The sequence below is a fragment of the Nonomuraea sp. NPDC050404 genome (genome assembly GCF_040655495.1).
GTDB lineage: Bacteria > Actinomycetota > Actinomycetes > Streptosporangiales > Streptosporangiaceae > Nonomuraea.
This window is the reverse complement of sequence record NZ_JBFAKB010000024.1, coordinates 74269-88002: the sequence shown is the minus strand read 5'-3', so window position 1 is coordinate 88002 and position 13734 is coordinate 74269. Positions and strand designations below refer to the sequence as shown.

The 13734-nt window shown below is 67.9% G+C and carries 16 protein-coding genes and 1 pseudogene; 5 read left to right on the top strand and 12 right to left on the bottom strand.

Annotation, left to right across the window (positions count from 1 at the left end; translation table 11 throughout):
- Positions 1-125 precede the first annotated feature (125 nt).
- From ectA to thpD, 4 genes are read left to right on the top strand one after another with little or no spacing between them, the layout of a single operon-like run.
- Entirely contained in the window at positions 126-638 is a 513-nt protein-coding gene (gene ectA / locus AB0I81_RS46770) for a diaminobutyrate acetyltransferase (protein WP_360672246.1), read from the top strand.
- 4 nt (positions 639-642) lie between these two features.
- Complete coding sequence (ectB, locus tag AB0I81_RS46765; RefSeq protein WP_360672243.1) at positions 643-1890, top strand: diaminobutyrate--2-oxoglutarate transaminase; 1248 nt, start codon at positions 643-645, stop codon at positions 1888-1890.
- Positions 1891-1909: 19 nt separating this feature from the next.
- Positions 1910-2302, top strand: coding sequence for an ectoine synthase (locus AB0I81_RS46760; RefSeq protein ID WP_360672240.1), 393 nt, complete (start codon positions 1910-1912; stop codon positions 2300-2302).
- Between the two features lie 2 nt (positions 2303-2304).
- Positions 2305-3213, top strand: coding sequence for an ectoine hydroxylase (gene thpD / locus AB0I81_RS46755; protein WP_360672238.1), 909 nt, complete (start codon positions 2305-2307; stop codon positions 3211-3213).
- Between the two features lie 43 nt (positions 3214-3256).
- Here the strand turns inward: thpD and AB0I81_RS46750 are convergent, their stop codons facing one another.
- The 7 genes and pseudogenes from AB0I81_RS46750 to AB0I81_RS46720 all read right to left on the bottom strand — a co-directional run.
- Positions 3257-3601 carry a helix-turn-helix domain-containing protein gene (locus AB0I81_RS46750; protein WP_360672235.1) on the bottom strand — a complete coding sequence of 115 codons (345 nt, stop codon included), beginning with the start codon at positions 3599-3601 and terminating at the stop codon, positions 3257-3259.
- Between the two features lie 31 nt (positions 3602-3632).
- Entirely contained in the window at positions 3633-4451 is an 819-nt protein-coding gene (locus AB0I81_RS46745) for an NAD(P)-binding domain-containing protein (protein ID WP_360672232.1), read from the bottom strand.
- 59 nt (positions 4452-4510) lie between these two features.
- On the bottom strand, positions 4511-5317 hold the full coding sequence (locus tag AB0I81_RS46740; protein WP_360672229.1) for an endonuclease/exonuclease/phosphatase family protein: 807 nt from the start codon (positions 5315-5317) through the stop codon (positions 4511-4513).
- Positions 5318-5340: 23 nt separating this feature from the next.
- The gene (locus AB0I81_RS46735; RefSeq protein ID WP_360672226.1) at positions 5341-5940 is read right to left on the bottom strand and encodes an RloB family protein; all 600 of its coding nucleotides are present in this window, start codon (positions 5938-5940) and stop codon (positions 5341-5343) included.
- A 71-nt stretch (positions 5941-6011) separates the two neighbouring features.
- Entirely contained in the window at positions 6012-7268 is a 1257-nt protein-coding gene (locus AB0I81_RS46730; protein WP_360672223.1) for an ATP-binding protein, read from the bottom strand.
- A 75-nt stretch (positions 7269-7343) separates the two neighbouring features.
- Entirely contained in the window at positions 7344-7745 is a 402-nt protein-coding gene (locus AB0I81_RS46725) for a UTRA domain-containing protein (RefSeq protein ID WP_360672505.1), read from the bottom strand.
- A gap of 207 nt (positions 7746-7952) precedes the next feature.
- Positions 7953-8108 (bottom strand): annotated as a pseudogene (locus tag AB0I81_RS46720) (GntR family transcriptional regulator); the annotation flags it as partial.
- Between the two features lie 86 nt (positions 8109-8194).
- Between AB0I81_RS46720 and AB0I81_RS46715 the strand changes: the two are divergent.
- Positions 8195-8566, top strand: a complete 372-nt coding sequence (locus AB0I81_RS46715; RefSeq protein WP_360672220.1) for a hypothetical protein — start codon at positions 8195-8197, stop codon at positions 8564-8566.
- Between the two features lie 219 nt (positions 8567-8785).
- Here AB0I81_RS46715 and AB0I81_RS46710 read toward each other — a convergent pair whose 3' ends face one another.
- The 5 genes from AB0I81_RS46710 to AB0I81_RS46690 all read right to left on the bottom strand — a co-directional run bounded on the left by AB0I81_RS46710 (position 8786) and on the right by AB0I81_RS46690 (position 13734).
- The gene (locus AB0I81_RS46710; protein WP_360672217.1) at positions 8786-10693 is read right to left on the bottom strand and encodes a hypothetical protein; all 1908 of its coding nucleotides are present in this window, start codon (positions 10691-10693) and stop codon (positions 8786-8788) included.
- Positions 10694-10747: 54 nt separating this feature from the next.
- Positions 10748-10960, bottom strand: a complete 213-nt coding sequence (locus AB0I81_RS46705; protein WP_360672214.1) for a DUF2277 domain-containing protein — start codon at positions 10958-10960, stop codon at positions 10748-10750.
- A 3-nt stretch (positions 10961-10963) separates the two neighbouring features.
- On the bottom strand, positions 10964-11707 hold the full coding sequence (locus AB0I81_RS46700) for an IclR family transcriptional regulator (RefSeq protein WP_360672211.1): 744 nt from the start codon (positions 11705-11707) through the stop codon (positions 10964-10966).
- Positions 11708-11723: 16 nt separating this feature from the next.
- Positions 11724-12467, bottom strand: a complete 744-nt coding sequence (locus AB0I81_RS46695) for an IclR family transcriptional regulator (protein ID WP_360672208.1) — start codon at positions 12465-12467, stop codon at positions 11724-11726.
- Positions 12468-12531: 64 nt separating this feature from the next.
- A complete protein-coding gene (locus AB0I81_RS46690) occupies positions 12532-13734 on the bottom strand; it encodes a heterodisulfide reductase-related iron-sulfur binding cluster (RefSeq protein ID WP_360672205.1) in 1203 nt (400 codons plus the stop codon).

Here is a 13734-nt window from a genome sequence, read left to right as displayed (position 1 = left end):
CCGCCGCCTGATCACCCGGTGGAAACGGGAAATCCAACTGCTCTACCCCCGGGCTTCGAGACTCAAACCGCGAACGTATTTTCGGCGAGTTACTCCGCGTTACGGATTCGCTAAGTTCGAATCCCATGTCGTCAGCACACGCGTCCTCGACCGAGACGTTGGAACCGCCTCGACTGGAGGACGGTCAGGAGTTGTGGCGCATAGCGCGTGACTCGAAGAGCCTTGATCTCAACTCTCCCTACAGCTATCTGCTCTGGTGCCGGGACTTCGCGACCACCTCCGTGGTGGCGCGGGCCGACGGCGGCGTGCGGGGCTTCGTCACCGGGTTCGTCCGCCCGCGGGATCCGCAGACGCTGTTCGTCTGGCAGGTCGCGGTGGACGAGCAGTGGCGCGGCCGCGCGCTGGCCGGCCGCATGCTCGGCTACCTGGCCGGCACCGGATGCAGGTTCATCGAGGCCACGATCACGCCGGACAACCTCGCCTCGGACCGGCTGTTCACCGCCTTCGCCCGCGACCGCGGAGCGCACCTGGAACGGCGGCCACTGCTCGGCGAGGAGTTGTTCCCCACAGGCCATCAGGCTGAAGTGCTCTATCGAATCGGGCCCCTCGATCAGGCGGCCCAGTCAGGAGGCATTTGAACCAATGGATATTTTCGAAAGCACTGAATCAGAGGTACGCAGCTACAGCCGAAGCTGGCCGGCCGTCTTCAGGAAGGCCATCGGGAGCCATCTCTACGACGAGAACGGGCGCCCGTTCCTCGACTTCTTCGCCGGCGCCGGGACTCTCAACTATGGGCACAACAACCCGGTGCTGAAAGAGAAGTTGCTGCTCTACTTGAGCGACGACAACATCGTGCACAGCCTTGACATGCACACGGTCGCCAAACGCGAGTTCCTGAAAACGTTCAGGGACGTGATTCTGAAACCCCGCGGCTTCGACTACCGCGTGCAGTTCCCCGGGCCGGGTGGCGCGAACGCCGTGGAGGCCGCGCTCAAGCTGGCCAGGAAGGTCACCGGCCGCAACACCATCGTGAGTTTCACCAACGCCTTCCACGGCATGTCACTCGGGGCGCTCGCGGTGACCGGGAACTCGATGAAACGCAGGAGCGCGGGCATCCCGCTGCAGACCCTCGCGATGCCGTTCGACAACTACCTCGACGGCCAGACGCCGGACTTCCTGTTCTTCGAGCGCATGCTGGAGGACAGCGGCAGCGGCCTGGACACCCCGGCCGCGGTCATCGTCGAGACCGTGCAGGGCGAGGGCGGGCTGAACGCGGCCACCGCGGAGTGGCTGCGCGGCCTGGCCGACCTGTGCAAGCAGCACGAGATCCTGCTCATCGTCGACGACATCCAGATGGGCTGCGGGCGTACCGGGCCGTTCTTCAGCTTCGAGCAGGCCGGGATCGTCCCCGACATCGTGTGCCTGTCGAAGTCGCTGAGCGGTTACGGGCTCCCGTTCGCGGTCACCCTGCTCAAGCCCGAGCTGGACGTGTGGGAGCCGGGCGAGCACAACGGAACGTTCCGCGGCCCGAACCCCGCCTTCGTCACCGCGGCCGCCGCGATGGACTCCTTCTGGACCGACGCCGGGATGGAGAAGCAGACCATCGTCAAGGGCGAGCAGGTGCAGCAGACCCTGGACCGGATCGCCGCCGAACATCCCGAGGCCGTGACCGGCACGCGCGGGCGCGGGCTGGCGCAGGGGATCGCGTTCGCCGAGCCCGCCGACGCCGCCAAGGTGTGCGCCGCGGCCTTCGAGCGGAACCTGCTGATGGAGACCTCCGGCCCCGAGAGCGAGGTGGTCAAGCTGCTGCCGCCGCTCACGACGACCGCCGACGAGCTCGCGCAGGGCCTGGACATCCTCAACGACTCGGTCAAGACCGTCCTCGCCTGACCACTGGAAGGAGACACGAATGATCGTTCGCTCGCTGAACGACATCACCGGAACCGAACGGGACGTGGAGGCCAAGACGTGGCGCAGCCGGCGGCTGGTGCTGGCTCGCGAGAAGGTCGGCTTCTCCCTGCACGAGACCGTGCTGTACGCCGGCACCGAGACCGCCATGTGGTACGCCAACCACATCGAGGCCGTCTACTGCATCGAGGGCGAGGGCGAGCTCACCAACGAGGAGACCGGCGAGAAGCACAAGATCGAGCCGGGCACCATGTACCTCCTCGACGGCCATGAGCACCACACCCTGCGGGCGCACACGGACGTACGCACCGTCTGCGTCTTCAACCCGCCCTGCACCGGCAGGGAAGTGCACGACGAGAACGGCGTCTACCCGCTGATCAAGGAGGATGCGTAGCCATGACCGCAGGACTCACCACGCCAAGCACGCACGACCTGTACCCCACCAGGGTCGGCACGGAGGCCGCCCTGCTGTACCGGCAGGACCCGACCGTGTACGGGGCCCCCGGCGACGGCCCGATCGACGCCGAGACGCTGGCCGCCTACGGCGACAACGGCTTCCTGTCCGTGGACCGGCTGCTTGAGCCCGACGAGGTCGAGTTGTTCCGCGGCGAGCTGCGCCGGTTGTCCAAGGACGAGAAGGTCCTGGCCGACGAGCGCACGGTCACCGAGCGGGAGTCGAACGAGATCCGCTCGATCTTCGAGGTGCACAAGATCAGCCAGATCTTCGCCAACCTGGTGAACGACCCGCGCGTGGTCGGCCGGGCCCGGCAGATCCTGGGTTCGGACGTCTACGTGCACCAGAGCCGGGTGAACTTCAAGCCCGGGTTCGGCGGCAAGGACTTCTACTGGCACTCCGACTTCGAGACCTGGCACGCCGAGGACGGGATGCCCCGAATGCGCGCCGTGAGCATCTCCATCGCCTTGACGGAGAACTACGTGCACAACGGCTCGCTAATGATCATGCCCGGTTCGCACAAGAGCTTCGTGACCTGCGTCGGGGAGACCCCCGACAACCACTACAAGGAGTCGCTGCGCAGCCAGGAGATCGGCACGCCCGACCCCAGCAGCCTGTCCATCCTCGCCGACAAGCACGGCATCGAGGTGTTCACCGGGGCCGCGGGTTCGGCGACGATGTTCGACTGCAACTGCATGCACGGCTCCAACGGCAACATCACGCCGTTCCCGCGCTCGAACATCTTCATCGTGTTCAACAGCGTTGAGAACACCTGCGTGCAGCCGTTCGCCGCGTCCTCGCGCCGCCCCGACTTCATCGCCGCCCGCGACTTCACGCCGGTCGGCGGCTGATCCGGGTGTCCAGGCCGGCTCGGTGCCGGCCGGCCTGGACATCTCACCCCTTGCCGTGCGTGGGAGCGAGGTCGAGCTCACGCATGCGCTCGGCGCCCCATTCGCCCAGTGTTTGGAGGGCCGCGTAGAGCGCGACGCCCCTGTCAGTGAGGTCGTACTCGACCCGGGGCGGCGTCTCGTCGAACACGGTCCTGCGCACGACCCCGTCCGCCTCCAGTTCGCGTAGCTGCTGGGCGAGCACCTTCTCGCTGATGCCGGGCATGCTGCGGCGCAACTCGCCGAACCGACGGAGCCGTTCGTCCAGCGCCCAGAGGATCAGCGCCTTCCACTTTCCTCCGATGACGTCCATCGCGGCGTCGAGCGCGCAAATATAGGGCGGATTGCGCATTCCCCCATGTTAACGGCTCTACCCGAGGTTCCTAGTTCATGGCGACGGCACGCCTCATCCGCCACAACGAGGCGCGCAGGTGTCCGGCCAGCTCCGCGTGCACCCCCGCCTCCTCCGAGGTGGCGATCATGGTTTCCAGGCCGGTCGCCTGCATCGCCGCGTTGAACTCCTCAGGAACGGTCTCGCTCACGTCCGCGCCGGCGACCATGAACACGAGCATCTGCTCCATCCAGGGCTGGAGCACCTCGCGCTTAAACCTCTCCACGTCGCCGCCCGACGCGTGGACCAGCGACACGGCGTGGTCGGTCCCGGCGCTCATGCCGTACATGCCGCTCAGGGCGGCCATGTCGTACAACGCCGCGAACCCCTGATCCTCACCCACCCACTGCGGCCGCCCGATCGGAGCCAGCACGGGCGCGAGCCGCTCGAACAACTCCCGCGCCCCGCTGTAGAGAATGAACGCCCCCTCCGTCCCCACCGTCGGCGGCACGGCCATGATCCCCCCGGCCAGGAGCCGCACCCCGTACCCCTCCAGCCATACGGCCAGCTCACGCGCCTGCTCCGCCGACCCACTGGTGAGATTGACGAGCGTGCGGCCCTCCAGCTCCGCCACGATCGGCGCGAGCGTCTCACGGACGCTGGCGTCGTTCAGCAGGCACACGACCGTCACCTCGGCCGCCCGCACCGCCTCCGCCACGCTCCGCGCCTCCCGCGCGCCTCGCCCGACCAGATCGCCCGCCTTCCCGGGGGTACGGTTCCAGACCGTCACCTCGTGACCGGCCTCGACAAACGCGCTCGCAAGGGCCCGCCCCATGGCTCCCAGACCCAGAATGCTGATTCGTGTGTTCATGGGAACAACTGTTCACCGGAGCCGTCACGGTCCACAAGAACGCACTTTGAAGTGCGTGATTACCTCTGGGTAAGTTCGAGCAGCAGGGCCCGGTGGTCGGACACCTCGGGCGTGGCGACGACCTCGAAGTGCTTGACGGCGGCGGGGTCGGAGACGAGCAGGTAGCTCGCATGCCGTACGGGCTTGGGATAACGGGAGGTCCTGGTGTCGCTTTCCCGCACCAGCTCGGTAAGCCCGAGCCTGCCGCCGAGAATCCGGAACGTCTCACTCCCGGGCAGCAGATTGAGATCACCGCACACCACGGTCAGATCCCCCTCCTCCCGCACCCCGTCCACCAGATCCACAAGCCGTTCGGCCTGTACGCGGCGCGCAGGCGTGTCACCCTTCCCACCCGCGTCCCGCAGACCGTGCAGGTTGACGACGGTCACGAACCGCCGCCCCCGACGGTCGAAGACCCGCACGGCCAACGCCGCACGCGGCCGCCCATCACTCGGCCACTCCCGGTGGTCGATGTAGGTGCCGTGCACGAACGCCGACCGCAGACCGACGACCGGCAGCCCCTCGGCGACGAAGGTGGCCACCCCGAAGTCCTGGCGATGCTCGGCGCCTTCGTGATCCCGCACCGGCCCCGAGTCGCTCGCGGTGAACAGGCCGTGATGGTGGGGAAGACGCGAACGGACGTCGGCCAGCAGATCGGCTCGCTGCGGCAACGACCGCTCGGCGTCATCGAACCGCGTCCAGCCTTGGCCGGTCGGGGTATGCGTCACCTCCTGCAGGCACAGAATGTCGGCGTCACAGCCGTCGAGCCAGCGGCCGAGTTCATCGAACATCGCACCGCCCCAAGCATTGAGAGAGATGATCCGCACGGCTACGAATCTAGTTGACGCCGTCAATAGGACGTGATGCCGAGTCCCTGCTCGACGAAGGCGAAGACGTCGGTGTACGGATCCCGGTTCTGCAAGGGCAAGTGGTCCTCATGAACAGCGTTCATCTGGAGGGCGCGTTTCTTGGCTAACCCGAAGCTGCCCATCGGGATCTGTTCCGGTAGCACGATCTTGACGTTCGCCACGCTTCTGGCGAAGGGCAGCCGCGCTGTCGCCAAGTCGCAAACCTGGCCGAACGTACCGGTGACTGCCTTGTGATGCAGTAGCCGCCACACCTCGAAGCACGGATGGGAGAAGGCGACCCTTACGTTTCCCTCGCGGGCCTGCTTCAGCGCCTGACCGAGCACCACGTGATCGTCTCGATCGAAAAGGCACCACACCTGGGGCCAGAACTCCTTTGGCAGCCGGATGCGCTCCGCCTCCCGCGCTTTGTCACGTTCCAAACGCACCGCCGCCTCGACCAGCTTGATCGGCTTGCGCTGGGACCCCGGCGCACTGGCATTCGCGATCCGCACCTCAACCGGGATCGCCGGATCGGCGAAGCTGCCCCGGTTGTGAATGATGTCGATGTACGAAGGCTCCGTGACCTCGCCTTCGGTGAACACGTAAACGACTCGGTGGCGTCGCCCGCGCCGCTGTTGAGCGGATGTCAACGCGTCCTTCCCCCTCGTGCGCGTCATTGCTCGCCTTCATCCATGGACTCTTGTTCGCGAGCGACCAGCAATTGCCGGGCGATCTGTCCTTCCAGAATCGCTGGGACCGCACCGAACGATCCGGCCAGATAGGACTTCATCAGGTCTTCGCCCTCGGTCGGTGCGGCTGCGGTCAGGGGGTACAGCTCCGTGACGCCTTCCTGGGTCTTCTCCGTCAGCCAGATCTGGCCCGGCTCCAGCAGTCGCTCACCGCTGGGAGTGGTGAGCAGCGACGAATCGTGCGAGGTGAAGATCAATTGTGCGCCTTTGGGGTTGGCGTGGGAATCGTGGAAGAGCCTGACGACTTCGGCTGCGAAGCGCGGGTGCAGACTCGAGTCCAGTTCGTCGACGAGTAGCACGCCGCCCTCGTCGAGTGCCATCAACAAGGGGCCGAGCAGCGCGAACCAGGAACGAGTGCCGAAGGACTCGTTTCGCCAGTCGAGGGAGATCTCACCCGACGCCGACCGGTGGGCCAGTCTCACCCTCGGCCGCTTCCTGTCGTCACGGATTACCTGTGCGCCGGTGATGCCCAAATCCGCGACCCTCAGCAATTCGTTGATGCGCGCCGCGCGGCTGCCCGACAGTTCCTGGACGGTGAGCTGCTCACGCTCTTCCCGATCGCTCTCTTGGGTGACAAGCCGCAGGTTGCGCCGGAACCAATGGAACAGCGCCGAAAGCTGAGCATGGTTGTCCGTCCCGGCCGTGGACAGGAGGAGAGCGTTCGGCCGGGTGCGCCGCGCCAACTGGGCACGATCCTTGACGCGCCCGCCCGGCCATTCGTAGACCTCGGGCCGGGAGGCGTCTCGATCAAGCCAGACCTGACGATGGCCACGAGGATAACTGTGGATCCATTCGGCCAGCACGTGCGTTGAGCCCAGCTCGAAGCCATAGGTCCAGCGGATCCCGTCGATCGCCAGATCGACTTCGAAGAAACTCGCATCACTCTCGAACTTCGGGCTCAGCCGGAACGGTTCCCGTGGAATGTTCTCCAGGGAGGCCCAGGCGGCGTAGGAATCGAGAACCGCCGTACGCATGTCGGTCAGGGCGGCGAGTATGTTCGACTTGCCCGAGGCGTTGGCGCCGAAGATGCCGACCAGCGGGAAGACCCGCACGGGACGGTTTCCCGCGATGTTCAGCTCGTGCGCCGCTGCCGTAGTGGGCACACCCTCCGGGACGACGAAGGAAAGTTCTTGCTCGTCGCGAAGCGACCGCACGTTCGCTGTGCGGAATCTGAGCAGCAACGTGTCCTCCTACCGAAGCCGGTTACGGCCAGGGTAACTGTCCGTGGCTGATCGTACCGGTGGCAAGCGACCTCTTCAGCGGTCGCCGACCGGGCCGTTGTAGACGAGTTTGGTGGCCTCGGCGGGCACGATGATGTCGGCCACCTCCACCACCTGGTCGCCCGCGTAGTAGGCGCGTTCGATGACGATCAGGATGGAACCCTTGGCGATGTCGAACCGCTTGGCCTCGTCGGGTGAGGCCGGGCGGGCGCACACGTCCTCCCGCCAGGTGTCCACGGTGATGCCGATGGCGGCCATGCGGTGCGGGATGCTCTGGCCGGCGTGTGGTCCGGACTCGGGGAAGGAGATGACGGTGCCTCGGGTCAGGCTCAGCGGCTCCCAGCTCGTGAGCAACATCCAAGGGGTGTCGTCGAAGCCGGCGGCGAACCTGTAGGCGGTACGCATCACGTCGTGGCGGTGGGCGTCCGGGTCTCCCATGCCGAGTCGTTCTCGGATACCGGATGGTGCCTGGGTGGTGTCGGAGGCGAAGAACTTCGCGCCCTCGCGGCCCTGCTCCTCCAACTGCTGCGCGAGCCTGTCCTGGAACCAGCTCCGGATGAGGGGTCGGCGCTGGGTGCGTTCGCGGACGAAGGTTCCCGAGCCGGGGCGGGATACGAGAAGGCCCTCTCGAAGCAGCATCTGAGTGGCTACGCGGATGACTCCCTCGGCGACGCCATGTTCCACGGCCAGTTCGTGCCGCCCGGGGAGACGCGCGCCCGGCGCGAGATCGCCAGAGAAGATGCGAGCCCTCAAATCGGCCGCAACTCGGGCATAAGCCGGATGGTCGGCAGCGCCAGTCACCCATACAGCTTGACGTGCTTACATCGAGCCACCAAGCTGGGTATCCGACAGCAGGTGCTGGATATCCACGATCAGGAGTCTGGTGGGTGACTGTGACAACGTGGACGCAGGATTATCCCGCGCGGGAGAGTAGCGCAGAAGCCGCCGCCCGCCACGTGAAACGCCTCCTTGAAAGCTGCATTCCCAGCCGTGCGGACGACGCCCACAAGCTCGCAGTGAAGCTCTTCGCTTGGGGTTTGGCACGTTCCAAGAAGAATGCGAACCTCAACCTCATCACCATGATCGACCACACCCCGGGCGGCCTGAAGGTGCGCTTCGAGCTGCACTACCCGTTCGATATGCCCGCCTTGGACACCCGCTTGGCCTTCGAGGCGATGTGCGGTTTCGCCGATGCCTACGGCGAGTGCAACACGCGGACCGGGCGGATGACCTACGGCGAGTTGTGGGAGCGCCGATGAGCGAGATCCGGTGGGAGCCGCACCGGCCCCACACCGCTGTCACCCGTGTCGTCGAGACCTCCTGCTGCGGTGCCTTGGAGTGGTGCTCGGAAGGTGGTCGGTATCTCGTGTTGCGTCGAGGCGAGCACAGTCAGGAGGAGGCCGGGCGCGGCCGGTATCCGCAGGCCAGGCGGGTGTGGGCCGCGCTTGTCGCAGAGCATGAGTGTGTTGAGGACGAGCTCAGGCGGTTTCGGCGCTGAGGGCCGACTTCGTCAGTTCGGCCTGGCGGCGGATCTGGCCCAGGACGACGGGGTTGACGCCCTTGGACTCGAATGTGGCGACCATTCGGTCCATGACCGCGTTCGCCCGGCCCAGATCCCCCTGCCGTGCCTCAGCTCTGGCCAGGCGGCGCATCACCAGGTTGAGGGTGATGTTGTCGACGGTGTCGGCCTCGCGGGCGACCTGCGTGAGGTGTTCTATGCCCAGTTTGGGGTCCGGTGGGCGGACGCGTAGCCGGTTGCCGGGGGTCAGGTCCTTGAACTCGCGTTCGGCGTTGAGCCCCTTGACCAGCCGGGCGTACACGGCCAGCGGATGGCCGCCGTACCGGCTGATGACCTCGTCCAGGGCCTCGTTGCCGGAGCGCAGGGCGGGGGAGTCCGAGCCTTGCAGGGAGAACAGTTTGCCCTGGTCCTCGCCCAGCATCAGCTCGGCCACCTGGTGGTCCTCGCGGCTGATGGGCAGGCGTACCCGGATGGGGCAGGCGGGGGAGACGATGCGGGAGCCGTCGGCGGCGATGTACTGGGCGCGGACCTGGTACTCGCCGGGCTGCTGGAAGTAGTGGCCGTCGCGCCCGTGCCCGATGTACGCGCTGCGGTACATCGCCGGATTGCCCCCGTCGAGCCGGATGTCCGGCGAGGTGTCCACACAATGCCGCATCATCGGCCGGTACAACACGGTCCTGCCGCCCGGCCGGGTGATCGAGACCTGGGTGAACTCGGTGTCGGGGTGCAGGTGGCCGTGCGTGGTGCGGGGCTCGCCCGCGCAGGAGAGCCGGAACTCGACCACGACGGGCTCGCCGAACTCGAACGACTCCTTGGCGCGTACGTCGAGCCGCAACCCCGAGTGGTCCTCGACCGGCTGCTCGAACGGCGCGATCTCGGCGGCGCCGGTGCCGAAGGCGTTGGCGCCCATGGCGATGTCGCGGTAGAAGCCGTGGCGCAGGTGGATGAGCTCGGCGTCGGTGAACTGGAAGGGGAAGGCGGACCAGTAGCCCTGCTCGCCGCCGGGGCGGTAGTTCTGGACGTAGTTCATCCACGACAGATCGCCGAAGCCGCCGTCGGGGCCGAGGGGCTGGGGTGGGGTGGCGAGGTTCTTCTGCCAGGAGTGCAGCAGGTTGAAGGCGTGCCCGAGTTCGTGCACGTACGTACGCAACTGCGCCCGCTGCGCCTGCGGCGTCGTCCCCTTGATCGCGTCGTAGAACACCGCGGCCCCCTGCCGCTGGTGCGCGTCGTCGTAGTCGAACATGATCCCCCGGTAGCCGCCCACGTGCCTGCTGGCCACCAGCAGCCACACCCGCCAGGCCACCGCGTCCCCGAACTGGCTGAAGTGCCGCGTCATCGCGTGGTGCAGCTCGGCGTCGTCCCACGCCAGATCAGCGCCGGAGCCCTGCACCGGGATCACCCCGGGGTCGGCCGACTTCAGCTCGACGCCCGCCTCCGCGTACGCCGTGACCACGCTCAGCTCCCTGGCCGGCGAGCCGGTGGGGCCGGGGAGCGACCCGGTCGGATACGACACGAACGGCACCGCCCCGACCACGGAATCCTGCTCCAGCACCACGCTGCGGAAGTAGGGAGAGGCGAAGGAGACCTGATAGGTGCGCCCGGCCACCACGGCGGTCCCGGCCTGGTCGGCGACCACGACGGCCACGTTGCGTTCCGGCACGCGGAACGTGAAGTCGCCCTGCCCCTGGATCCGGCCATCGACGACGTGAGCTCTGTGCACCACGAACGAGCCGACGTAGGAGGTGGTCGCGCCGGCCACCGTGAACAGGTCGCCGCTCACCCGCCCCGTCGGCCTGACGCCGTCGACATCGACGCGCAGCGTCAGCCGGGAGTCGCCGTCCTGTCCCTGGTACAACCCGCTGATCATGGCAGCTCCTCTGGGGGGTTACACCGGGTAACGTCCTCCCACGAGTAGCCGCTGTCAACGACTTCCGCGAACTTGGAGCGCGGCCAGCAACTCCTCCGACGCCTTGGTGATCGACTCGACGGCCCGGTCGAACGCCTCGGCGTTGTGCGCGGCGGGCGCGCGGAAGCCGGAGATCTTCCTGACGTACTGCAGCGCGGCGGCCCGCACGTCCTCCTCGGTCACGTCCTCGGTGTAAGGCGGGCGGAGGGTTTTGATGCTTCTACACATGCCCTAACCGTAATAGCCGATCCGCCGGCTTATCTCCTCCGCGCCCGTCATCAGCAGCGCCGCCACCTCCTCCAGCCGCTCCGAGGTCAGCCGGTAGGAGGGCCCCGAGGCACTGACAGCGGCCACCACGGACCCGTCGCCGCCCCTGATCGGGGCCGCCACCGCGTTCAGCCCCACCTCCAGTTCCTCCACCGTGGTGGCCCAGCCGCGCTCCCTGACCTCCGCCAGCGCCAGGTCGTCCGGCGCGGTGATGGTGTTCGGGGTGTAGCGCTCCAGGTCGTCGTTCGGCCGCAGCGCGCCGAAGGCCATCAGCACCTTGCCGCTGGAGGTGGCGTGCGAGGGGGTGAGCTGGCCGACCCAGTTGTGGCCGCTGATCGCGGCGGGCCCGCGTACCTGCGAGATGTTGACGGTGTCGCCGCCCCGCGCCACCGCGATGTTGACGGTCTCGCCGATCTCCTCGGCCAGGCGCAGGCACACCTGGCGGCTCTCCCGGGACAGGTCGAGCTGGGCGGTCGCGGCCCCGGCCAGCCGTACGACGCCGAACCCGAGCCGGTAGCGCCCCCGGTCGCCGGTCTGCTCCACCAGAGCGCCCTGCTCCAGCGCCGCCAGCAGCCGGAACGCGGTGGACTTGTGCACATCGAGCTCCTGCGCCAGGTCCGTCACTCTGGTCGCGCCGTCTCTGGCCAGGATCTGCAGGATCGTGACGGCACGGTCAACGGACTGAACGGACGCGCTCTTGTTGCCCATAGCGCAACACAATACGTCAGCCGGTCGGCCTCAGCTCGTTACCGAAGTCGGAGGCGATCTTCCGCATGCGCTCGGCCAGGTCCTCCCGGTCCAGCGCGTCGATGCGCTCGGCGGGCCCGGAGACCGACATCGCGGCCACCACCCGCTCCCCGTCCACCACGGGCACGGCCATGCAGTGCACGCCCAGCTCCTCCTCGCCCAGGTCCATGGCGTACCCACGGCTCTTGACCGTGCCCAGCTCGGCGAGCATGGCGGGCATGTCCGTAATGGTGTTCGGGGTACGCCGGGGCATGCCGGTCCGTTCAAACACGGCGACCGCCTCCGGAGCGGGCCGCCCGGCCAGCAGCACCTTGCCCACCGCCGTGCTGTGCGGCAGCACCCGCCGCCCGACCTCGGCGAACATGCGCAGCCTGCGCGGCGAGGGCACCTGCGCCACGTACACGATGAAGTCGCCTTCGAGCACGGCCAGGTTGGCGGTCTCGCCGGACAACTCGACCATCTTGGTCAGGTACGGCTGCGCCCACACCCCGACCATGCTCTCCGCGATGCCGCCCAGCCGCACCAGGCCGCCGCCCAGGGCGTAACGACGGTCGGACTCCTGGCGTACGTACCCGCGCGTGAGCAGGGTCCGCAGCAGCCGGTGGATGGTCCCGTACGGCAGCCCGGTCCTGGCGGCGATCTCCGACAGCCCGGCCTCACCCCCGTGATCGGCCAGCGCCTCCAGCACGTCGAGCGCCCGCTCGACCGACTGCACGCTCACCGGCCCTCCTCCGTCGGTCCAGTGAGCGAGCTCCCGCGTCTGATGGTTCGCTCCCTCCGGTCGCTCACAGCCGGACCCCGCGCAGGGAGGCGTCCAGCACTTCGGCCGTGTGCGCGACCCTGATCCGCCCACCGGCCCGCCGCATGGCGGCGGCGATCTGCATCGTGCATCCCGGGTTGGCCGACACCAGCAGCTCCGCGCCGGTCGTCGCGACCGCGCCGGCCTTCCTGTCGCCCAGGTCGCGGGCGGCCTGCGGCTGCAACAGGTTGTACGTCCCCGCCGACCCGCAGCAGATCGCCGACTCGGGAATCTCCCGCAACTCCAGCTCCGGAATGGCCCGCAGCAACTCGCGCGGTTGCGAACGCACCCCCTGGGCGTGGGCCAGGTGGCAGGCGTCGTGATAGGCGACGGTGACCGGCAGCGGATGCCGCTTCGCGACGGGGCCCAGCTCGGCCAGGTACTCCGACAGGTCCATCACCCGGAAGCCCGGCTCCCGCCCGAGCAGTTCCCCGTACTCCTTCATGGAGGAGCCGCAGCCGGCCGCGTTCACCACGACCGTGTCCACGCCGGCCCGCTCGAACACCGCGACCGTCCTGCGCGCCAGCCGTTTCGCCTGGTCGTCGCGCCCGGAGTGCACGCTGAGCGCCCCGCAGCAGCCCTGGCTCTGCGGGATCACCACGTCGCAGCCCTCCAGCGCGAGCACCCGCGCCGTGGCCGCGTTGACCTGCGGGAAGAACTCGCCCTGCACGCACCCGGTGAGCATCCCGACCACGGCCCTGCGCTCGCCCCTGGCCCTGACCAGGCGCGGCATGCGCTGCCGGTGCTCCACGCGGGGCGCCAGCGCGGCCATGGCGCCCAGGCTCGGGTTCACCCTGGTCAGGAACGGCGCCATCCGCTCGGCCAGCCACATCGTCGGCCGCAACAACCGCAACCTGCGCGGGTAGGGGAACAGGCTGAACACGATGCCGCGCACGACCCGCTCCTCCGGCTCGCGTACGTGCTGCCGCTCCACCTCGACCCTGGTCTGCTCGATCAGCCGGTCGTACTTCACCCCCGACGGGCAGGCCGTCACGCACGCCATGCACCCGAGGCAGGCGTCGAAGTGCCCGGCCATCTCGGGCGTGATGGGGGTGCCCTCGACGTGCTGTTTCATCAGGTGGATGCGTCCGCGCGGGGAGTCCATCTCCTCGCCCCACAGCGCGTACGTGGGACACGTCGGCAGGCAGAACCCGCAGTGCACACAGTCGTTGATCAGTTCCGGGTCCAC

Coding starts and splice junctions, on each gene's coding strand:
- ectA (WP_360672246.1), top strand. CDS start 126: ATGTCGTCAGCACACGCGTCCTCGACCGAGACGTTGGAACCGCCTCGA.
- ectB (WP_360672243.1), top strand. CDS start 643: ATGGATATTTTCGAAAGCACTGAATCAGAGGTACGCAGCTACAGCCGA.
- AB0I81_RS46760 (WP_360672240.1), top strand. CDS start 1,910: ATGATCGTTCGCTCGCTGAACGACATCACCGGAACCGAACGGGACGTG.
- thpD (WP_360672238.1), top strand. CDS start 2,305: ATGACCGCAGGACTCACCACGCCAAGCACGCACGACCTGTACCCCACC.
- AB0I81_RS46750 (WP_360672235.1), bottom strand. CDS start 3,601: ATGCGCAATCCGCCCTATATTTGCGCGCTCGACGCCGCGATGGACGTC.
- AB0I81_RS46745 (WP_360672232.1), bottom strand. CDS start 4,451: ATGAACACACGAATCAGCATTCTGGGTCTGGGAGCCATGGGGCGGGCC.
- AB0I81_RS46725 (WP_360672505.1), bottom strand. CDS start 7,745: ATGGGAGACCCGGACGCCCACCGCCACGACGTGATGCGTACCGCCTAC.
- AB0I81_RS46710 (WP_360672217.1), bottom strand. CDS start 10,693: ATGATCAGCGGGTTGTACCAGGGACAGGACGGCGACTCCCGGCTGACG.
- AB0I81_RS46705 (WP_360672214.1), bottom strand. CDS start 10,960: ATGTGTAGAAGCATCAAAACCCTCCGCCCGCCTTACACCGAGGACGTG.
- AB0I81_RS46700 (WP_360672211.1), bottom strand. CDS start 11,707: ATGGGCAACAAGAGCGCGTCCGTTCAGTCCGTTGACCGTGCCGTCACG.